20 protein-coding genes are annotated in these 18225 nt (G+C 70.0%); 8 read left to right on the top strand and 12 right to left on the bottom strand.

Annotated elements, in window-relative coordinates; genetic code table 11:
• The first annotated feature begins 65 nt into the window (after positions 1-65).
• The 3 genes from PIQ37_RS06390 to PIQ37_RS06380 are packed head-to-tail and all read left to right on the top strand — an operon-like array spanning position 66 to position 2462.
• Positions 66-434 (top strand): BlaI/MecI/CopY family transcriptional regulator, encoded by a 369-nt coding sequence (locus PIQ37_RS06390; protein ID WP_010340889.1) that lies wholly within the window; start codon positions 66-68, stop codon positions 432-434.
• Positions 424-1869, top strand: coding sequence for a TonB family protein (locus PIQ37_RS06385; protein WP_342072818.1), 1446 nt, complete (start codon positions 424-426; stop codon positions 1867-1869). The genes PIQ37_RS06390 and PIQ37_RS06385 overlap by 11 nt, the downstream gene beginning before the upstream one ends.
• A complete protein-coding gene (locus PIQ37_RS06380; protein WP_342072817.1) occupies positions 1866-2462 on the top strand; it encodes a hypothetical protein in 597 nt (198 codons plus the stop codon). Before PIQ37_RS06385 ends, PIQ37_RS06380 begins: the two co-directional genes overlap by 4 nt.
• Positions 2463-2506: 44 nt before the next feature.
• Here the strand turns inward: PIQ37_RS06380 and PIQ37_RS06375 are convergent, their stop codons facing one another.
• The 7 genes from PIQ37_RS06375 to PIQ37_RS06345 form a co-directional block, all read right to left on the bottom strand.
• Entirely contained in the window at positions 2507-3064 is a 558-nt protein-coding gene (locus PIQ37_RS06375; protein ID WP_242160596.1) for a flavin reductase family protein, read from the bottom strand.
• 60 nt (positions 3065-3124) lie between these two features.
• On the bottom strand, positions 3125-3742 hold the full coding sequence (locus PIQ37_RS06370; protein WP_342072816.1) for a molybdenum ABC transporter ATP-binding protein: 618 nt from the start codon (positions 3740-3742) through the stop codon (positions 3125-3127).
• 28 nt (positions 3743-3770) lie between these two features.
• Complete coding sequence (modB, locus tag PIQ37_RS06365) at positions 3771-4466, bottom strand: molybdate ABC transporter permease subunit (RefSeq protein WP_017909969.1); 696 nt, start codon at positions 4464-4466, stop codon at positions 3771-3773.
• Between the two features lie 9 nt (positions 4467-4475).
• Positions 4476-5255, bottom strand: coding sequence for a molybdate ABC transporter substrate-binding protein (modA, locus tag PIQ37_RS06360; protein ID WP_342072815.1), 780 nt, complete (start codon positions 5253-5255; stop codon positions 4476-4478).
• A 118-nt stretch (positions 5256-5373) separates the two neighbouring features.
• Positions 5374-6204: an MBL fold metallo-hydrolase gene (locus PIQ37_RS06355; protein ID WP_342072814.1), complete on the bottom strand. Its 831-nt coding sequence runs from the start codon at positions 6202-6204 to the stop codon at positions 5374-5376.
• The gene (locus tag PIQ37_RS06350; RefSeq protein WP_048491978.1) at positions 6201-6551 is read right to left on the bottom strand and encodes an ArsR/SmtB family transcription factor; all 351 of its coding nucleotides are present in this window, start codon (positions 6549-6551) and stop codon (positions 6201-6203) included. The genes PIQ37_RS06355 and PIQ37_RS06350 overlap by 4 nt, the downstream gene beginning before the upstream one ends.
• A gap of 4 nt (positions 6552-6555) precedes the next feature.
• Positions 6556-6924, bottom strand: a complete 369-nt coding sequence (locus PIQ37_RS06345; RefSeq protein ID WP_342072813.1) for a rhodanese-like domain-containing protein — start codon at positions 6922-6924, stop codon at positions 6556-6558.
• A 292-nt stretch (positions 6925-7216) separates the two neighbouring features.
• Here PIQ37_RS06345 and PIQ37_RS06340 point away from each other — a divergent pair, with 292 nt between their 5' ends.
• The 4 genes from PIQ37_RS06340 to trxC all read left to right on the top strand — a co-directional run bounded on the left by PIQ37_RS06340 (position 7217) and on the right by trxC (position 12463).
• A complete protein-coding gene (locus PIQ37_RS06340; RefSeq protein ID WP_342072812.1) occupies positions 7217-8260 on the top strand; it encodes an efflux RND transporter periplasmic adaptor subunit in 1044 nt (347 codons plus the stop codon).
• Between the two features lies 1 nt (position 8261).
• Entirely contained in the window at positions 8262-11465 is a 3204-nt protein-coding gene (locus tag PIQ37_RS06335) for an efflux RND transporter permease subunit (protein ID WP_342072811.1), read from the top strand.
• 78 nt (positions 11466-11543) lie between these two features.
• The gene (locus tag PIQ37_RS06330) at positions 11544-12023 is read left to right on the top strand and encodes an OsmC family protein (RefSeq protein ID WP_342072810.1); all 480 of its coding nucleotides are present in this window, start codon (positions 11544-11546) and stop codon (positions 12021-12023) included.
• On the top strand, positions 12020-12463 hold the full coding sequence (gene trxC / locus PIQ37_RS06325; RefSeq protein ID WP_342072809.1) for a thioredoxin TrxC: 444 nt from the start codon (positions 12020-12022) through the stop codon (positions 12461-12463). Before PIQ37_RS06330 ends, trxC begins: the two co-directional genes overlap by 4 nt.
• An 88-nt stretch (positions 12464-12551) precedes the next feature.
• On the opposite strand, the gene PIQ37_RS06320 is transcribed toward trxC, so the two are convergent.
• From PIQ37_RS06320 to PIQ37_RS06310, 3 genes are all read right to left on the bottom strand, one after another.
• The gene (locus PIQ37_RS06320) at positions 12552-13364 is read right to left on the bottom strand and encodes a S1/P1 nuclease (protein ID WP_043094932.1); all 813 of its coding nucleotides are present in this window, start codon (positions 13362-13364) and stop codon (positions 12552-12554) included.
• 145 nt (positions 13365-13509) lie between these two features.
• Entirely contained in the window at positions 13510-14130 is a 621-nt protein-coding gene (locus PIQ37_RS06315; RefSeq protein WP_342072808.1) for an OmpW/AlkL family protein, read from the bottom strand.
• A 248-nt stretch (positions 14131-14378) separates the two neighbouring features.
• Positions 14379-15008 (bottom strand): OmpW/AlkL family protein, encoded by a 630-nt coding sequence (locus PIQ37_RS06310; protein WP_043094935.1) that lies wholly within the window; start codon positions 15006-15008, stop codon positions 14379-14381.
• Between the two features lie 160 nt (positions 15009-15168).
• On the opposite strand from PIQ37_RS06310, the gene gap reads away from it, so the two are divergent.
• On the top strand, positions 15169-16170 hold the full coding sequence (gap, locus tag PIQ37_RS06305) for a type I glyceraldehyde-3-phosphate dehydrogenase (protein ID WP_043094937.1): 1002 nt from the start codon (positions 15169-15171) through the stop codon (positions 16168-16170).
• Between the two features lie 187 nt (positions 16171-16357).
• On the opposite strand, the gene PIQ37_RS06300 is transcribed toward gap, so the two are convergent.
• Both PIQ37_RS06300 and PIQ37_RS06295 read right to left on the bottom strand, forming a co-directional pair.
• Entirely contained in the window at positions 16358-16819 is a 462-nt protein-coding gene (locus PIQ37_RS06300) for a hypothetical protein (RefSeq protein ID WP_342072807.1), read from the bottom strand.
• A 281-nt stretch (positions 16820-17100) separates the two neighbouring features.
• On the bottom strand, positions 17101-18177 hold the full coding sequence (locus PIQ37_RS06295) for a methyl-accepting chemotaxis protein (RefSeq protein ID WP_342072806.1): 1077 nt from the start codon (positions 18175-18177) through the stop codon (positions 17101-17103).
• Between the last annotated feature and the right edge of the window lie 48 nt (positions 18178-18225).

Below are 18225 nucleotides of genomic sequence, written 5' to 3'. Positions count from 1 at the left end.
AAAAAACGCTTGACATGTGTTTTGTTTACGCGCGTAATCAATGAAAATTTACGGGTGTAAACGAAATGTCGATCAGCGACGCGGAAGCCGTGGTCATGGAGGTGTTGTGGGAGCGGCACCCCCTCAGCGCCGAGGAGGTGTTCGCCGCCTTGTCCGGCCATGGCGGCTGGGCCGAACCCACGGTCAAGACCCTGCTCAACCGCTTGCTCAACAAGGGCGCGATCCGTGCCGACAAACAAGGCCGCCGCTATCTGTACACGCCCCTGCTGCAGCGCGCGCAGTGGGTGCAGCAACAGAGCGAAGGCCTGCTCGACCGCCTGTTCGGCGGCCGTATCGCGCCGCTGGTGGCGCACTTCAGCGAACGCGGCAAGCTCAGCGATGCCGATATCGCCGAACTCAAACGACTGATCCAGGAGCTGGACGATGAGCATTGACGGGATCGTGAGGGACCTCGGGAGTACCGCGCTGGTCGTCAGCGTGGCCATCGCGGCGGTGCTGGTGTTGCGCGTGCCGATGCGGCGCGCGTTCGGCGCCGGCATCGCCTACGCGCTATGGATCGCGGTGCCATTGGCGCTGCTGGCGGCACTGTTGCCTAGGGGCTGGCGTCCAGCGTTGCCGGCGGGCTTGGCGCTGGACATGCCGGCGGTGCTGGTCGGCGTGACACGGGCGCAGATGTCGGTAGGCGACGGCGTGTCGGCGAGCGGACAGGCTACGGTCTGGTTGTTGTCGTTGTGGCTGGCGGGTGCGCTGGCCTCGGCGGCTGTATTGTGGCGGCAGCAGCGCCGCTACCGGCGCAGCCTGGGTCGCTTGCAGCCTGGCGAGGATGGCGTGCTGGTCGCCGAGCATGCGCTGCACGGACCGCTCGTGCTGGGCGCGTGGCGGCCGCAGGTGGTGGTGCCGATGGACTTCGCCTCACGCTATCCGCCGCCGCAGGCGCAACTGGTGCTGGCGCACGAACGCATGCACATCGCCCGCGGCGATACCCGCAGCAATCTGCTGCTCGCCGTGCTGCGCTGCGTGTACTGGTTCAATCCGCTGCTGCACTGGGCCGCCACGCGCTTCTGCCTGGATCAGGAACTGGCCTGCGATGCCGCAGTGCTGGTTCGCCATCCCGGCACGCGCCGACACTACGCCGAGGCGATGCTGCAGACCCAGTTGGACGCGCTGGCCTTGCCGGTGGGGTGCCATTGGCAGGCGGGCAGCGTCCTGTGCCAGCGCATTGCCTTGCTGCGGCGCCCGGCGGTGCGTGGTTGGCGGCGTCGTCTGGGCCTCGCGGCGGTGACGCTGGCCGCGTTGAGCGGGAGTGCAATGGCACTGGCGTTGCCAACTGGAACAGATGCCACGGGCGTGGCACGCGATCTGGTCGCGAGCGAGGTGGATGGCACGTCGGCACGATCGGTGCAGCGGGCGTCGGTGGTCGCCGCGCGGACCGGAGCGCGACCTGCCAAGGTGATCGACATGCCGCCCCCGAAATACCCGGATGAAGCGGTGCGTGCGGGCGTCTCCGGTAAGCTGGTCCTGCTGGTCGACGTGGATGCGCACGGGGCGCCGAGCGCCGTGCGCGTGCTGGATCATGGCAGCGGTAGCGCAGTTTTGGATGCTGCCGCGGTCACCGCGGCCTGGAAGTGGCGCTTCTCGCCGGCGACTACGCACGGACGCGCTGTGGCCAGCCGCCTGAAGATTCCGGTCGCGTTCGATGTGGAAATGTACCCCGAGCAGGCGCCGGCTGGCGTCGCCGATGCTGCGAACTACCGCTGGTATCGCCTGGGCGAGGATGCCGGCGACACCTTGGCGAGCTTGTGCGACAAGGTGTTCTCCGGCAAGGGCGGCGCCGCGCCGCTGTGCGGCATGGCGCGGACCGTGCGATGAGTGCGCACGGGCGGGCCGGCATGCTGCTGGCGTTGGTCCTTTCCGGCTGCGCCAGCCACGCGGCGAAAGAGGCGCCACAACCGACCCAGCGCATCGACTCGGTGGATCAGCGCATGCTGGAAACAGGATTCGGCGCGGCGCCCGGTGCGGCGGCGGTGCAGTCGTATCGGATGCAGCCGCAGGAAGTGTTCCGCATGCCGCAACCGCTGCTGGCGCCGACGCCGCAGTTGCCGACCGATTCGCCGCGCCGCACGCTGGCCCCGACCACGGTCTGCGTGCGGGTGATCCTGTCCGCGCAAGGCGCGGTGGAACGCAGCGCGCTGCTGGACGATCGCCCGGATTGCGGCGCGGGCGCGCAGCCGGAGATGGCCGATCTGCTGCAGGCGGTACAGGACGCGGTCGCGCAGTGGCGCTTCGTGCCGGCGGCGATCTGTACTTATGCAGATCCGGCGCAGCGGCCGGCGCAGGAGGGGCGTTGCGACGATGCGCAGTCGGTGCAGGAGGTGCCGGTGACGCTGGCCTATGCGTTCACCTTCGAGGTCCGGCAGGGCAAGGCCAGCGTGCAATCGGGACGCGTGAGCGGCGCGCGCTGAGCGCCGCGAGCGACACGCCTTGCATCATCGTCCGCCGCCTTGGTCTACAGCATCTCCGGCTTGAACAGGCGCCGCCGCGAGATTTCCGGGCCCGACAGCATGAAGCGGCCGTCGCCCCGGTAGTGCAGGGTGCGTGGCCGCTTCGGCGAGGCGGCGACGTGCGCCTTGACCACCTCCCACACGAACAGGCCGTGCTTGCCGATCTGGCTGCCGTCGTGCAGGCGGCATTCGAAGCTGGCGTAGCACTCGGCGATCAGCGGCGCCGCCACGTGCGTGGCGGGCACCGCGGTGAGGCCGAAGTGCGCGAACTTGTCCAGGTCCGCGCCGCTGGTATTGCCGATGCCGACCACGGTGTCGACCAGGTCGGCAGTGGGCAGGTTGATCACGCATTGCTTGCTGCGCCGGATCAGCGCGAAGCTGTGGTTGGCGCTGGAAATGCAGCAGGCCAGCAGGGAGGGCGAGAACTCCAGCACCATGTGCCAGCCCAGGGTCATGACATCGCGCTGCTGCTTCCAGGCCGAACTGACCAGCACCACCGGTCCCGGCTCGAGGAAGCGGCGGACGTCCTGCGTGGGAAAGTCGAGCTTGCGGTAGCGGCGCATGCAAAGTCTGCCGTGGCGGGGACTTCAGTCTCGCCGGCTCCGGTGAACGCGGTGTCGCCGTCAGTCCAGCCGATGCACCGCGTCGGCGATGCGTGCCACTTCCTCGGCTTGATGGCTGACGTAGAGCATCGGCAGGCGCACGTCGTCGCGCACGCGCTGCAGGTAGGGGATCAGTTCGCTGCGGCGGTCGGCGTCCAGCGCCGACAGCGGTTCGTCGAACAGCAGCAGCGACGGCTGCGACAGCAGTGCGCGGCCGATCGCCACGCGTTGCGCTTCGCCGCCGGAGAGCGTGTCGGGACGCCGCCCGAGCAGGGCGCCGATGCCGAGCAGGTCGACCACCGCATCCAGCGCGAAACGCGCCGGCCGGCCGCGGCCGTGGCGGCCGTAGCCGAGGTTGCGGCGCACGTCCATGTGCGGGAACAGGCGCGCGTCCTGGAACACGTAGCCGATGCCGCGGCGGTGCGCCGGCAGGTCGATGCCGGCGGCGCTGTCGTACAGCACCCGGCCATCGATGGCGATGCGTCCGCTGCGCGGCGGCAGCACGCCGGCGATGGCGTTGAGCAGGCTGGTCTTGCCCGCACCGGATGGACCGACCAGGGCGACCACGCGCGCCTGTTCCTCGATGCGCACGTGGCGGGCGAAACGGCCGCGCTGCAGGTGCAGGTCGATGCTCAGCATCGGCGTCGGCTCCGGGCGCTTGCGCGGCTCATGCGTCCACCTCGGTGCCGCGCTGGCGTCGCACCAGCCACTCGGAAGCCAGCAGCGCGCCCAGCGAGATCGCCAGCGCCACCGCCGCCAGCCGCCAGATGCCGGCCTCGGCGCCAGGCACCTGCAGCAGGCTGTAGATCGCCGAGGCCAGGGTCTGGGTCTGCCCGGGGATGTTGGAGACGAAGGTGATGGTGGCGCCGAACTCGCCCAACGCCTTGGCGAAGCCGAGCACGCCGCCGGCGACCACGCCGGGCCACGCCAGCGGCAGGGTGATGGTGAAGAACACCCGCCATGGGCCGGCGCCGAGCGTGGCGGCGGCCGCTTCCAGGCGGCGGTCGGTGGATTCCAGGGCCAGGCGGATCGCCCGCACCATCAGCGGAAAGCCCATTACCGCGCTGGCCAGCGCCGCGCCGGTCCAGCGGAACGCGAACTGCACGCCCAGGTGCTCGAACAGCCATCCGCCGATCGGGCCCTGCAGGCCGAACAGTTGCAGCAGCGCATAGCCGGTGACGATCGGCGGCATCACCAGCGGCAGGTGCAGCAGCGCGTCCAGCAACGATTTGCCGAAGAAGCGGCGCCGCGCCAGCAGCCAGCCGCAGGCCACGGCGAACGGCAGGCTGGCCAGCGCCGCGACCAGCGCCACCTTGACGCTCAGCGCGATCGCGGTCAGTTCCTGCGCGGTGAAGTCGAACAATGCCAGGCCTCAGTGGGCGGGCGAGAAACCGTGGCGACGGAAGATCGCCTGTGCCGGTGGCGTGCCCAGCCAGCGCACGAAATCGGCGGCGGCCTTGGCTTGCGGGCTCGCACGCAGCGGCGCCACCGGATACACGATCGGCGCGTGGCTGTCGGCAGGGAAGGTCGCCACCACCCGCACCTTCGGTTCGGCCTGGGCATCGGATCCGTAGACGATACCCAGCGGGGCCTCGCCGCGTGCCACCAGCATCAGCGCGCTGCGCACGCTCTCGCTCTCGGCCAGGCGCGGCTGCACGCTGTCCCACTGGCCCAGCGTCTGCAGCGCCGCGCGCGCGTACTTGCCGGCCGGCACGCTGGCGGTCTGGCCCACCGCCAAACGCCCCTGCGCACCGAGCGCGGCGAGCAGAACGCCCGGTTTGCGCAGGTCGACCTGGGCCTTGCTGGCGGCCGGCGCCACCAGCACCAGGGTGTTGCCGAGCAGGTCGCGGCGCAGTGCCGGATCGATCAGCTTGCGCTGCTGCAGGTAGTCCATCCATTCCTGGTCGGCGGACACGAATACGTCCGCCGGTGCGCCCTGTTCCACCTGCCGGGCCAGCGTGGAACTGGCGGCATAGGACACCTGCACGGGGGTGCCGCTGGCGCGCTGGTAGGCGCTGGCGGCCTCGTCCAGCGATTCCTTGAGGCTGGCGGCGGCGAACACGGTCAGCGGCGTCTGCGCCGAGGCCGGCGCGATCGCGGTAGCGACGATCAAGGTGCACAGGCACAGCAGGCGGCGTAGCGGTCGGGTCATGGTCACTCCAGCGGTGGGCGGGGGAGGCGGTGCGGCAGTGCGCGGCGGTGCGCACGAGCACAGTCGCGCAGCACTGCCGCAGCTCCGCATCCTAGCGCGCCGGCGGCGCGCTGCCTGCTCACGCCGCCGGCGGCGTCAGGTCGTCGGTGCGGCCGGCCTGGATGTTGGCGCGCACCGACGGCTGCATCAGCCGCGGCTCGGCCAGCGTCGCGTCGCGCGCCTGGCGCAAGGCCACGAAGGCCGCTTCGTCGATGCCGTCGCGGACGTGGATGTTGCTGCGGCGCTGTTCGCCGATGCTGGTCTGGCACGCCACCGCGCGGCCGCCGGCGCCGTAGTCGTGGCACACGAACACGCGCGTCGCCTCCGGCAGCGTGTACAGCCGCTGGATCGAGCGGTACAGCGTGGCCGCGTCGCCGCCGGGAAAATCGCAGCGCGCGGTGCCGCTGTCGGGCATGAACAGCGAATCGCCCGGGAACAGCGCATCGCCGATCAGGTAGGCGACGCTGTCGCCGGTGTGGCCGGGCACGGCGATCACCTGCGCGTGCACACTGCCAATCGCGAAGCGCTCGCCATCGGCGAACAGGTGATCGAAGCCGCAGCGTGCCTGCGCCTGCGCGTCCAGGCCGAACTGCGGCGCGAAACGGGCGCGCACCTCGCGGATGCCGTCGCCGATCGCCAGCGTCGCCTGCGGCCAGCGCTGCTTGAACCACTGCGCGGCGGAGACATGATCGGCGTGGGCGTGGGTCTCGAGGATCCAGCGCAGGTGCAGCTCGCGCGCGTCCAGGCACGCGGCAAGCGCCTGCGCCGGCGCGTCGTCCAGTGCGCCGGTCTGCGGGTCGTAGCCGACCACCGGGTCGATCACCGCGGCGTCGTGGCCGTCCTCGACCACGTAGCTCCAGGTGCCGGAAACGGCGTGGTGGAAGGCGTGGACGTGCGGATGCTGGCTCATCGATCGCTCCTGGTGGCGGCAGGTGGCGCGGCGCTGCAGTAGATGCCGTGCAGCACCTCGAGGATGCGCTGCACCGGGCCGGGCACCAGCGAATAATAGATGGTCTGGCCGTCGCGGCGGGTCTGCACCAGTCCATCCTCGCGCAGCAGCGCCAGATGTTGCGACAGCGCCGACTGGCTCAGCTCCACACGTGCGTTGAGTTCACCGACCGATTGTTCGCTGTCCACCAGCAGGCACAACAGCAGCAGCCGCTTCTCGTTGCCGAGCGCCTTCAGCAGGCGCGCCGCCTCGCTGGCGTGCGCGCGCATCGCGGCAGGATCCAGGGCGGTTGCGGCGCGGCGCGGCATGGGCTCAGAAATCGACCGGGCCACCGGCCGCGGTCCAGCCCAGGAAGCCGCCGGTCAGCGAGCGCACCGCGGTGTAGCCCAGGTGCTGCAGGCTCAGTGCCGCCAACGTGGAGCGGCCACCGCTGGCGCAGTACAGCAGGATCGGCTGGTCGCGCCGAGCCAGCGCCGGATCGGCATCGAGGCGGAACTCGAGGATGCCGCGCGGGATGTTGATGGCGTTGGGCAGATGGCCCATGGCGAACTCGCCGGGTTCGCGCACATCGATGATCCACTCGCCGGGCAGCGGCGTGGCGGCGGCATCGGGGTGGGCGGGGGTTTCGTGGATCTGCGCGCGTGCGCGGTCGACCAGGGCTTGGGCGGAGGAGGCGGGCATTGGGGGTGCTCGGCGGGAAAGTACGTCCATCATATCAGTTGACTCTAATATAAGAAAATTCTAATTTATCTCGCGGCCAGCCTCGGGCGGCCGCGCCCGGCCTGTCGCGGCGGCGTGTTCACCGACGGCGCGGATGCGCCCTTTCCTCTGGAGTTCGATCATGCGTGTGCTTCGTTGGCCGATCCGGGGTGTCTGGCGTGCCGGACGGCTGCGCGGGACGGTTGCGTCTGCCGCTGCGTCGGCCCGCCGGAACGGCCGCGCGACCAGGGCTGGCCTGCTCGTGTGGCTGGCCATGCTGGCGCTCGCCGGCTGCCGTCATGACGCGGCAGCCGTCGCGCCGCCACCATTGCCGGCGCTGGCCACCGCGCCGGTGGAATCCGTGGCGATGGGATCGCGCTCCTGGGATGGCGTCGTGGCCGCGGTGGAGTACGCCGATCTGAGCGCGCAGACCGGCGGGCGTGTGCGCAGCGTCGCGGTGGACGTGGGCGATCGGGTCGCCGCCGGCCAGGTGCTGCTGCAACTGAGTGCGGTGGAACAGCGTGCCGGCGTGACCAGCGCGCAGGCGCAAGTGCGTGCCGCCACAGCCAGCGCCGACGAAGCCGAGGCCAGCTATCGCCGCTATGCGTCCCTGGCCGGGATGCAGTACGTGTCGCGGGCGCAACTGGACCAGGCGCGCGCCACCCGCGATGCGGCGAACGCCGCACGCGCTGCCGCTGCCGCGCAACTGGCGCAGGCGCAGCAGCCGGCCGACTACACCGTGGTGCGCGCGCCGTTTGCCGGTGTCATCAGTGCGCGCCAGGTGCAGCCGGGCGAGGCGGTGGCGGCCGGGCAGGCCTTGCTGTCGCTGTACGTGCCCGGCGCGCAGCGCATCGAGGTGCAGGTGCCGCAGTCCGATGCCGACGCCATCCGTGCCGCGCCGCGCGCGCAGGTACGGTTGGACGACGGGCGCAGCCTGCAGGTTCCGCGGGTGACGGTGTTTCCCACCGCCGATCCGCGCAGCCACAGCGTGACGGTGCGGGTGCCGCTGCCGGCGCTGCAGCCGGCCCCGGTGCCGGGCAGCACGGCCAAGGTCGGTTTTCCGCTGGCTGCCGGCGATGCCGCGGCGGCGGTGCCGTTGAGCATTCCGCTGTCGGCGCTGCTGCAGCGGGGCGAACTCAGTGCGGCCTATGTGCTTGCCGACGGGCGGTTGATCCTGCGCCAGCTGCGGATCGGCCGGCGCGACGCGCAGCGGGTGGAAGTGCTGGCCGGTCTGCACGCGGGCGAGCGCGTGGCGCGCGACCCGGTCGCCGCCGGGCAGGCGCTGGCCGCGCAGCGGCGCGCGCTGGCGGCGCGCTGAGATGGGCATCTCCGGCCGCCTGGCGGCGTTCTTCCAGGCCAATCCGCTGACGCCGCTGCTGGCCCTGCTCGGCCTGCTGCTCGGCATCGCGGCGGTGGCGATCACCCCGCGCGAGGAAGAGCCGCAGATCGACGTGACCATGGCCAACGTGTTCGTGTCGCTGCCGGGCGCCGATGCGCGCGAGGTCGAACAGCTGCTGAGCACGCCGCTGGAACAGACGCTCGACGAGATCGAGGGCATCAAGCACGTGTACTCGGTGAGCCGCCCCGGGCAGGCGGTGCTGACCGTCGAATTCGAGGTCGGGGTGCCGCGGCAGGCCGCGCTGGTGCGCCTGTACAACCAGGTGTATTCCAACCTGGACGTGCTGCCGACGCGGATGGGCGCGAGCGCACCACTGATCAAGCCCAAGGGCATCGACGACGTGCCGGTGATGAGCGTGACCCTGTGGAGCGACGATCCGCAGCGCAGTGCCGCCGACCTGGGTGCGATCGCGCGCACGCTGGAAATCGAACTCAAGCGCATCCCCGGCACGCGCGACATCTACAGCATCGGCGCGCCGCCGCGGGTGGTCACGGTGACGCTGGATCCGGCGCGACTGGCCGCCTACGACCTCACCGTGGCCGACCTGGGCCAGGCGTTGCAGGGGGCGAACCTGGTGCGCCCGCTCGGCGACCGCATCGGCGGCGGCCGTGCGGTGCCGCTCAGTGCCGGGCGGTTCCTGGCCGATGCCGACGCCGTGCGCGAGCTGGTGATCGGCGTGCACGACGGCCGGCCGCTGCAGTTGCGCGATGTGGCACAGATCCAGGCCGGTGCGGACCTGCCCGCTGCCTATGTGTGGTACGGCGCGCCGCCCGCGCGTGGTGGCCCGGCGCAGGGGCGCGCACCCGCGGTGACCCTGGCCATCGCCAAGAAGCCAGGCAGCGACGCCTCGGCGCTCACCCGCGCGGTGAGCGCACGCTTACAGGCCTTGCGCGGCGAACTGCTGCCGCAGGGCGTGCATGCGGAGGTCACGCGCGACTACGGTGCCAGCGCAGCGGCCAAGGCCGGCAAGCTGATCCATAAGCTGGTGTTCGCCACCGCCTCGGTGGTGCTGCTGGTGCTGTTCGCGCTGGGCTGGCGCGAGGCCAGCGTGGTCGGCAGCGCGGTGGTGCTGACCCTGGCGCTGACGTTGTTCGCCTCGTGGGCGATGGGCTTCACCCTCAACCGCGTATCGCTGTTCGCGCTGATCTTCTCCATCGGCATCCTGGTCGACGACGCCATCGTGGTGGTCGAGAACATCCACCGCCATCTGCGCGCCGGTGGCAAGACCTTGCGCGAGGCGATCCCGCCGGCGGTGGACGAGGTCGGCGGCCCGACCATCCTCGCCACCTTTACCGTGATCGCGGCGCTGATGCCGATGGCCTTCGTCAGCGGCCTGATGGGGCCGTACATGCGGCCGATCCCGATCAACGCCTCGGTCGGCATGCTGCTGTCGCTGGCGATCGCGCTGGTGGTGACGCCCTGGCTGGCGCTGAAGCTGTTGAAGCGGCATGTGCCGGCGCAAGCCGCGGAGGCACACGCGCGGGGCGACGCGCCACCGCGCCTGCAGCGCCTGTTCGGGCGCTTGCTGCACCCATTCCTGGATCCTGTCCACGGCGCGCGCCGGCGCGGCTGGCTGTTCGCCGGCATCGCCGCCCTGCTGCTGGCCGCGATGGGCCTGGTCGGACTGCAGTGGGTGGTGCTGAAGATGCTGCCGTTCGACGACAAGTCGGAACTGCAGATCGTGGTCGACCTGCCCGAAGGCAGCACCCTGCAGGACACCGATGCGTTGCTGGTGGACCTGGCCGGCGTGCTCGACCGCACGCCGGAGGTGCACGACTACCAGGGCTATGCCGGTACTTCGGCGCCGGTCAACTTCAACGGCCTGGTGCGGCAGTACTTCCTGCGCAGCGGCAACAACGTCGGCGACCTGCAGGTGAATCTGATCGACAAGCACCAGCGCACGCGCCACAGCCATGCCATCGCCCGTACGCTGCGGCCGCCGCTGGCGGCGATCGCACGCCGGCATGGCGCGTCGCTGAAGGTGGTGGAGGTGCCGCCGGGGCCGCCGGTGCTGGCGCCGCTGGTGGCCGAGGTGTACGGGCCGGACTACCCGCGCAGCCGCCAGCTCGCCCTGGCGCTGGAGCGGCGCTTCCTGCGCACGCCGAACGTGGTCGATGTCGACACCAGCGTGGAGAGTGCGGCCACCCGCGAAACGCTGGTGGTCGACCGCGTGCGCGCCGCGCGCCTGGGCGTGAGCCAGGCCGCCATCGCCGATGCCCTGGCCACGGCGGTGCAGGGGCTGGACGTCACCTGGCTGCACGATGGCACGTCCAAGGTGGCGCAGCCGGTGCGGCTGCGCATGCCGGCCGCCGCGCAGGCCGACAGTGCCCGCCTGCTGGCGTTGCGCGTGCGCGGCGGCGATGGGCAACTGGTGCCCTTGTCGGAATTGGTGACGGTGCAGCGCCTGCCCTGGGACGACAGCATCGCGCACAAGGACCTGCGGCCGGTGGTGTATGTCACCGGCGACGAAGCCGGGCGCCTGGACAGCCCGCTGTACGGCATGTTCGACCTGGTCGGGCAGTTGCGCGGGCACAGGCTCGATGGGCAGACGCCGCAGCAGTATTTCATCGCACCGCCGGTCGACACCGCCGACTTCGCAGTTAAGTGGGACGGCGAGTGGCAGATCACGTACGAGACCTTTCGTGACATGGGCATCGCCTACGCGGTGGGCCTGTTGCTGATCTATCTGCTGGTCGTGGCGCAGTTCCGCAGCTATCTGTTGCCGCTGGTGATCATGGCGCCGATTCCGCTGACGGTGATCGGGGTGCTGCCGGGCCACGCCCTGCTTGGCGCGCAGTTCACCGCAACCAGCATGATCGGCATGATCGCGCTGGCTGGCATCATCGTGCGCAATTCGATCCTGCTGGTGGACTTCGTCCGCCATGCGTTGGCGCAGGGACGCAGCGCCGAACAGGCGGTGATCGAGGCCTGTGCGGTGCGTGCGCCGCCGATCGTGCTGACCGGCCTGGCGGCGATGCTGGGCGCGTTGTTCATCCTCGACGATCCGATCTTCAATGGCCTGGCGGTGGCGCTGCTGTTCGGCATCCTGGTCAGCACCGCGCTGACCCTGCTGGTCATCCCGTTGCTGTATTACCCGCTGGCGCGGCGTGCAGCGGCGGCGTGAATGCGACGCTGCGTCCACATGCCGTTACCGGTGCCGGCGTAGAGTCGCACGTCCCTTCTTCGCAGTGGAGCTTCCACCATGCCCATCGGCGATCCGATCCGCGTCACCCTGGAGCAGGACACGGACTTCGCGTTCCGCATCCGCTTCGACGAAACTGCGCTGGAGCCCTGGCTGAGCGACGAAACCGCGCCGCTGGGCCAGGAGCGCGGTCCCAATCCCACGCGCATCCTGCTGGCCAGCATCGCCAATTGCCTGGCGGCGAGCCTGCTGTTCGCGATGCGCAAGTACAAGAACGACCCGGCCGGGGTGGTCGCGCACATCACCGCCACGCCGATGCGCAACCCGGAGGGCTTCTGGCGCATTCCGCAGGCGTCGGTCGAACTGCAGTTGCCCGGCGCCAACCAGGACTACGCGCAGTTGGAGCGGATTTTGGCCCAGTTCGAGCAGTTCTGCGTGGTCACCCAGAGCGTGCGCCAGGGCATCGACGTGCAGGTCACGGTCAAGGATGCGCAGGGCACCGTGCTGCTCGGCGACAAGAGCATCGAGGCCGGGGCATGAGCGAGCCGCTGCATGTCGCCTGCCCGCACTGCGCCGCGCTGAACCGGGTACCGGGCGAGAAGCTGGGGGCGTCCCCGCAATGCGGGCGCTGCCATCGTGGCTTGTTCGACGCGACCCCGGTGACGCTCACCGCGGAGACCTTCGCCGCGCATGCCGAACGCAGCGACCTGCCGCTGCTGGTGGACGTGTGGGCGCCGTGGTGCGGCCCGTGTCGGACCATGGCCCCGCATTTCGCGGCGGCTGCCGCGCAGCTCGAGCCGCAGCTGCGCCTGGGCAAGCTGGACAGCGATGCGCAGCCGGCGCTGGCCGGGCGCTTCGGCATCCGCAGCATCCCGACGCTGATTCTGCTGCAGCAGGGGCGCGAACTCGGCCGTCACAGCGGCGCCATCGGCACCGCCGAGATCGTGCGCTGGACGCGCACGCAGTTGGGTGTGGCGTAAGTGCTCTCGCAGGAGCGGCTTCAGCCGCGATGGGCTTTTCCAGGCAAGCCCATCGCGGCTGAAGCCGCTCCTGCCGTGTGCGCCGCGCTTACTTGCCCAGCGCTGCGTTCAACGTGGCCGCCAGATCCGCACCGGCCTGGCGCAACTGCGCTTCGGCGACCGGGCGCCAGGTCGTCACGTAATCGGCCGGCAGCGTGGCGCCGGGCGGATAGAAGCCCGGACGCAGCATGATCTTGCAGGAGGCCTCGGCCCACGCCGCGGCCGGCGGCGGCAGCGCGCTGCCCGCCGGCGAGGGCGCCGGCAACGGCTGCTTTTCCAGCTCGGCCAGGTAGGCCTGCTCGTCAAGCCCGCGGCTGCGCAGCAGGCCGCTGTCCCACAGCGAATGCAGATTGCTGCCCTTGCCCTCGAACTGGATCTGCACGGTGTTGGCGCCCTTGTCGCGGGCGTAGCCGGCATGCAGCGGCTGCTGCACGTCGCCGGCGAAATGCACGACGAACTTCAGCGCCTGCGCACGCGCGGCCTGCGGCTGGCTGCGGTCGGCGAGGATGGCGGCCTGGCGGCGCAGCGCTTCGACCGCGCAGTTGCCGTCCGGGCAGTCGCGGGTCTGCTCGTAGTGGCAGTCGTTCTCGGCCAGGTTGACGTAGTGCCAGCGCGCGCTGCGCTTGCCGAGGTCGGGATCGTGTTCGCGGAGCTGGTCGGCCCAGTTGGCCACGCCGGCCAGGGTCGGGTCGGGTTCGCCCTGCAGCAGGGTACGGACCTGCGCGCGGGCTTGCGGGGTGAGTTGGGTGTCGGCGAGATCGGCGACCAGGCGGTGGCCCAGCGGGCCCCAGGCGAAGGCGGCGGACGGTGCGGCGGCAAGGGCCGCGGCGAGCGCGGTGCAAACGAAGGGAGAGATTTTCATGCGCCGATTCTAGCCGGCGCCAACGACGCGGCCATGACGCGTATTGGGTCTATTGCGTTGCCGCTCAGGGTGGCGGACGTCCGTGCGAAGCGGCGTCGCTGGCCCCACGCCGAGCCTCGTCTGTCGACGAGGCCCGGCTGCCGGCTCAGAAATACATCAGGTAGGCGACGCCGTAGGTGACCGGGTCGAGCTTGGCCTTGCCGAGCGTGCTGCCATCGACTTCCACGTCGCTGCGCATGCCGGTCCAGCGTGCGTCCACGCGGATGGCGCTGCGCTCGCCGACGGCGAAGTCCACGCCGGCATGCAGCGCCGGGCCGATGCTGTCCTTGAACTTCACGTCGTTGGACGAAAACGCGCCCTCGCCGTCGCTGCCGAGGAAGGCGGTGTAGTTGAGGCCGGCGCCGACGAACGGGGAGATGTCGCCGTTGCCGTTGAAGTGGTACTGCAGCGAGATGGTCGGCGACAGCATCCAGGCGCTGCCGATATCGCCGCCGCGGTCCAGGCCGATCTTCTGTTGGCCGACCAGGCCCTGGATCTCCACGCCGAGGTTGCCGCGGAAGAAGTATTCGTAACTGAACGACACGGCCGGCGCGACGTCGGCGTCGAAGCGTTGGTCGCTGCCGCGCAGCGTGCCGTTGGACGACCCCGGCACCATGCCGTGCAGGCCATAGCTGGTGGTGAAGTGGCCGGCCGACTGCGCCGCGGCGGGCAGGGCGATGCTGGCGAGGGCGGCGACGGCAAGGCGACGGAACAGGCGTGGCGGCATGGGAGACCCCGGTGGACGACGAGTGGGCGGATGCGAACCCCGTGTCGGCCCGGCGGGCACCGATCCACATCCGTGTGGCGCGTAGTCTGCCAGAGAAGCGGGGCGGACGCGCTGCGCTCCGGCGAGGCCGCGTGTACGGCCCGCGCGTCGATCCGGTACGGCCATGCTCCGGAATGGCGCCGCTGCCGCGCGCGGCGCCGATCCTGTTGCCGCCGGCGCCGCAGCTCGCAGCGGCGCCGGTGCCCGTCTCAGAACTTCATCACGTAGGCCAGCCCGTACACCAGCGGGTCGATGTGCGCGGTGCCCAGGTCGCTGCCGTTGACCTTGACCTTGCTGTCGATGTCGATCCAGCGCATGTCCACGCGCAGCGCCGACTTGTCGGTGAGCGCGATGTCCACGCCGGCATGCGCGGCCAGGCCCCAGGAGTCGTCCAGCTTGAGCTTGCTGCCGGCCAGCGCGCCGGTGGTCTTCTCGCTGAAGAAGGTGGTGTAGTTGAGGCCGGCGCCGATGAACGGCGAGACCTTGCCGGCGCTGTTGAAGTGGTATTGCAGCGACACCACCGGCGGCAGGTGCTTGGTGCTGCCGACCTTGCCCACGCCCTTGACGCTGATGTCGTGCTCGAACGGCAGCGCGGCCAGCACTTCCACGCCCAGGTCCTGGTGCACGAAGTACTCGAAGGTCACCGTCGGCCGGATGTTGCTGTCGATGCGCAGCGGCAGGGTGCCGCCGGCCAGCGTGCCGTTGTCGGACTTCGGGTTGACCTGGTGGGCGCCGATGCCGATGGTCCAGTCGCCTTGCGACTGCGCCAGCGCCGGCAGGGCGCACAGGGTCAGGGCGGCGGCCAGGCCGGCGAGCAGGAGGGGGGAGGTGGTGCGCATGGTGGAGTCTCGGTTGGGTGTGGGCGCAGTGTCCGGCGCGCCGCCCCACGCCGCCTTGATCCTGATCAAACCGGCGTGTCCGGCGTGGCGCGGCCGGCCTGCTAGAATGGGATTTCCCCTTCCATCCGCCGCGCCAGGCGCGGCCGCAGGAGCTACTGAAATGGCAATCAAGGTCGGCATCAACGGTTTCGGTCGCATCGGGCGCAACGTGCTGCGCTCGGCGGTGCAGAATTTCGGCAGCGACATCGAGATCGTCGCCATCAACGACCTGCTGGAGCCGGATTATCTGGCCTACATGCTGCAGTACGACTCCGTGCACGGCCGCTTCGAGGGCGAGGTGTCGGTCGACGGCGGCCATCTGCTGGTCAACGGCAAGAAGATCCGCTTGACCCAGGAACGCGATCCGGCGGCGCTGAAGTGGGGCGAGGTCGGCGTGGACGTGGTGATCGAGTCCACCGGCCTGTTCCTGACCAAGGAAACCGCGCAGAAGCATCTGGACGCCGGCGCCAAGAAGGTGATCCTGTCGGCGCCGTCGAAGGACGACACGCCGATGTTCGTGTATGGCGTCAACGACAGCACCTACGCCGGCCAGGCCATCGTCTCCAACGCCAGCTGCACCACCAACTGCCTGGCGCCGCTGGCCAAGGTGATCAACGACAAGTGGGGCATCAAGCGCGGCCTGATGACCACCGTGCACGCGGCCACCGCCACCCAGAAGACCGTGGACGGCCCGAGCAACAAGGATTGGCGCGGCGGCCGCGGCATCCTGGAGAACATCATTCCGTCCAGCACCGGTGCGGCCAAGGCGGTCGGCGTGGTGATCCCGGAGTTGAACAAGAAGCTCACCGGCATGAGCTTCCGCGTGCCGACCTCGGACGTGTCGGTGGTCGACCTGACCGTGGAACTGGAAAAGCCGGCCACCTACGCCGAGATCTGTGCCGAAGTGAAGGCGCAGAGCGAAGGCGCGCTGAAGGGCATCCTCGGCTACACCGAAGACAAGGTGGTGGCCACCGATTTCCGCGGCGACGCGCGCACCTCGATCTTCGATGCCGATGCCGGCATCGCCCTCGACGGCACCTTCGTCAAGCTGGTGTCCTGGTACGACAACGAGTGGGGCTACTCGAACAAGTGCCTGGAAATGGTCAAGGTGGTGGCCAAGTAAGCCGCCTGGCGTCGCCGCCGAGTGCGCGCGATGTGATCTTGCGGCGGCGCCGGCATGGCCTGGCGTTGCCGCCAATCAAGCCGATCCGGCAACGAAAAAGGAGCGCTCGCGCGCTCCTTTTTCGTTGTGGCGAACCGCTGGCCGTGCCGCGGCGCGTCGGGTGCCGCAGGCTGGTTCGGCCTGGTGATTACAGCGCGTCGCGCGATTGGTTGCTTTCGGTCTGCCGATAGTCGGTGACCACGCCCTTGGCGTCGAATTCCACCTCAAGGTCATACGACTTGACGTTGCGTGCGCCAACACCGTGGTCCTGCGCTTCGTTGATCGCCTGGCCGGTGTAGAAACCCGGCAGCATGCGCTTGAGCACCGTCGTCGCGGTACCACGCACTTTTTCGCCGTGCGACTCGCCCGGGCTGTAGGTCCAGGACTTTTCGTAACCGCCTTCCTTTCCGGACGTCCTGTAGACGTGCTTTGGCTCGCCATAGATGGCGCGTACCTCTTCCTTGGTAGTCTTGCCGATGACGATGTTCTTCTTGACCGCGTCGGCGGTGTAGAGATCCGGATTGTCGACCTTTTCGGCCAGGGCGGGAGCGGCGAAGGACCCGGCCAGCAGGGCCGAGATCAGCAGGGTGCGAAAGGGTTTCATGGTCATGTCCGTTTACCTGGGGAGTGGCGTCTGCAATCCAGAGTGCACCGGTCGCGTTGGGCCGATGTGTCGGCGCGCATCAACGCGGCGCGACGAGCTTAGGCATGGCGAAATGACGCCGTCAATACAGCACGCACGGGCGTTCAGGCAGAGACGACGCCCTGGCGATGAGGTCGTCGCACTCATGGGCACACGGTCTGCGGGCGCCGCGCAGGCGGCTGTGCCGACATCGCGCGCGGCAGCCTGTGATCCGCTGCCGCTTTTGCGGTGGGCACCAGTGCGGGCGACTACACCGCCTGCAGGATCAGCGAGTGCCAGCCGGTGCGGTAGGTTTCGTAGCCGGGAGAGGCGGCGTGCGCGATGCAGTGCGGCCGGCCGTCGAGATCGATCAGCACGGCGCCACGCGGCTGCTTGAACAAGGCGTCGCGGCCGTCGAAGTCGATCCGGTCCTGCAGCATGCGCCCGGCCGAGTCGGCCAGCACCCGGCCCTGCGCATCGACGATGCAGACGCGGCTGCGGCCCCATTCGGATTCGGACAGCGGCGTGCGCTGCACGATCGTCTGCGCCAACGCGTCCCAGCGGAACACGATGCCCAGCACGCCCAGCACGCGCCCATCGACGCGACCGCCGTCGCGCACCGTGCATGCGTACACCAGCACGCGCTCGCCGTCGGCCAGCGCACTGGCATGCACGTCCTGAAAGCCGAATTCCTCGCCGCTGCGCGTGCGCATCGCGTGTTCGAACCATGGCTGCGCGGAGACGTCGCTGCCGACCGAGGCGAACTGCCGCGGCCGGCCGTTGGCGCGGATGCGGCCATCGCTTCCGGCCAGGATCAGGTCGAAGTAGACCGTGTACGAATCCAGGATCTGGCCCATGCGCCGCGAGGCATAGGCCAGCGCCTCGGCATCGCTGTCGGCACGCGCCGCGGCGACCACCGCGGCGTCGGTGGCCCACCAGCGCACGTCGCAACTGCGCTCGTAGAGGTTGCGGTCGATCAGGTCGATGTTGCTCAGGGCCAACTCGCTGAGCCGCGTGCGACGCACGTCGTCCTGCAGGCGGCCCAGTGTCTGCCGCATCTGCGCGCTGGTGCGCGCGGCGACCTTGTCCAGGTCCTGGGTGGCCTCGGCCACGCGCCGCGACAGCCCGTCCATTTCCTGCGCGATCACGCTGAAGCCGCGTCCGGCGGCGCCGATCCGCGCCGATTCGATGCGCGCGTTCATGGAGATCATGTGGGTGGTGCGGTTGATCGCGTCGATCCCCTGCAGCGAGCGGCGCAACTGGCCGAGCAACTGGTCGGACAAGCCGACGACGGCGCGAATCTGGTCATCGATCCCCGCGTCGGCGGGGTGGGCGGGTAGGTTCATTCATGCTGCCGGTGGGGTGGGAGAAAACAGCAGACGGACGACGCGATA

It is taken from the genome of Xanthomonas protegens, assembly GCF_038442435.1.
In the GTDB taxonomy this organism is placed as follows: Bacteria; Pseudomonadota; Gammaproteobacteria; order Xanthomonadales; family Xanthomonadaceae; genus Xanthomonas_A; species Xanthomonas_A sontii.
This window is presented reverse-complemented; position numbering and strand designations above follow the sequence as displayed.

Excerpts from the sequence above, each read along its gene's own strand:
- PIQ37_RS06380 (WP_342072817.1), top strand. The coding sequence starts at position 1,866 with ATGAGTGCGCACGGGCGGGCCGGCATGCTGCTGGCGTTGGTCCTTTCC.
- PIQ37_RS06340 (WP_342072812.1), top strand. The coding sequence starts at position 7,217 with ATGCTGGCGCTCGCCGGCTGCCGTCATGACGCGGCAGCCGTCGCGCCG.
- PIQ37_RS06345 (WP_342072813.1), bottom strand. The coding sequence starts at position 6,924 with ATGCCCGCCTCCTCCGCCCAAGCCCTGGTCGACCGCGCACGCGCGCAG.
- PIQ37_RS06300 (WP_342072807.1), bottom strand. The coding sequence starts at position 16,819 with ATGACCATGAAACCCTTTCGCACCCTGCTGATCTCGGCCCTGCTGGCC.
- PIQ37_RS06370 (WP_342072816.1), bottom strand. The coding sequence starts at position 3,742 with ATGCTGAGCATCGACCTGCACCTGCAGCGCGGCCGTTTCGCCCGCCAC.
- PIQ37_RS06335 (WP_342072811.1), top strand. The coding sequence starts at position 8,262 with ATGGGCATCTCCGGCCGCCTGGCGGCGTTCTTCCAGGCCAATCCGCTG.
- trxC (WP_342072809.1), top strand. The coding sequence starts at position 12,020 with ATGAGCGAGCCGCTGCATGTCGCCTGCCCGCACTGCGCCGCGCTGAAC.
- PIQ37_RS06320 (WP_043094932.1), bottom strand. The coding sequence starts at position 13,364 with ATGAAAATCTCTCCCTTCGTTTGCACCGCGCTCGCCGCGGCCCTTGCC.
- PIQ37_RS06350 (WP_048491978.1), bottom strand. The coding sequence starts at position 6,551 with ATGCCGCGCCGCGCCGCAACCGCCCTGGATCCTGCCGCGATGCGCGCG.
- gap (WP_043094937.1), top strand. The coding sequence starts at position 15,169 with ATGGCAATCAAGGTCGGCATCAACGGTTTCGGTCGCATCGGGCGCAAC.
- PIQ37_RS06310 (WP_043094935.1), bottom strand. The coding sequence starts at position 15,008 with ATGCGCACCACCTCCCCCCTCCTGCTCGCCGGCCTGGCCGCCGCCCTG.
- PIQ37_RS06355 (WP_342072814.1), bottom strand. The coding sequence starts at position 6,204 with ATGAGCCAGCATCCGCACGTCCACGCCTTCCACCACGCCGTTTCCGGC.
- PIQ37_RS06375 (WP_242160596.1), bottom strand. The coding sequence starts at position 3,064 with ATGCGCCGCTACCGCAAGCTCGACTTTCCCACGCAGGACGTCCGCCGC.
- PIQ37_RS06390 (WP_010340889.1), top strand. The coding sequence starts at position 66 with ATGTCGATCAGCGACGCGGAAGCCGTGGTCATGGAGGTGTTGTGGGAG.
- PIQ37_RS06330 (WP_342072810.1), top strand. The coding sequence starts at position 11,544 with ATGCCCATCGGCGATCCGATCCGCGTCACCCTGGAGCAGGACACGGAC.
- PIQ37_RS06295 (WP_342072806.1), bottom strand. The coding sequence starts at position 18,177 with ATGAACCTACCCGCCCACCCCGCCGACGCGGGGATCGATGACCAGATT.
- PIQ37_RS06315 (WP_342072808.1), bottom strand. The coding sequence starts at position 14,130 with ATGCCGCCACGCCTGTTCCGTCGCCTTGCCGTCGCCGCCCTCGCCAGC.
- modA (WP_342072815.1), bottom strand. The coding sequence starts at position 5,255 with ATGACCCGACCGCTACGCCGCCTGCTGTGCCTGTGCACCTTGATCGTC.
- PIQ37_RS06385 (WP_342072818.1), top strand. The coding sequence starts at position 424 with ATGAGCATTGACGGGATCGTGAGGGACCTCGGGAGTACCGCGCTGGTC.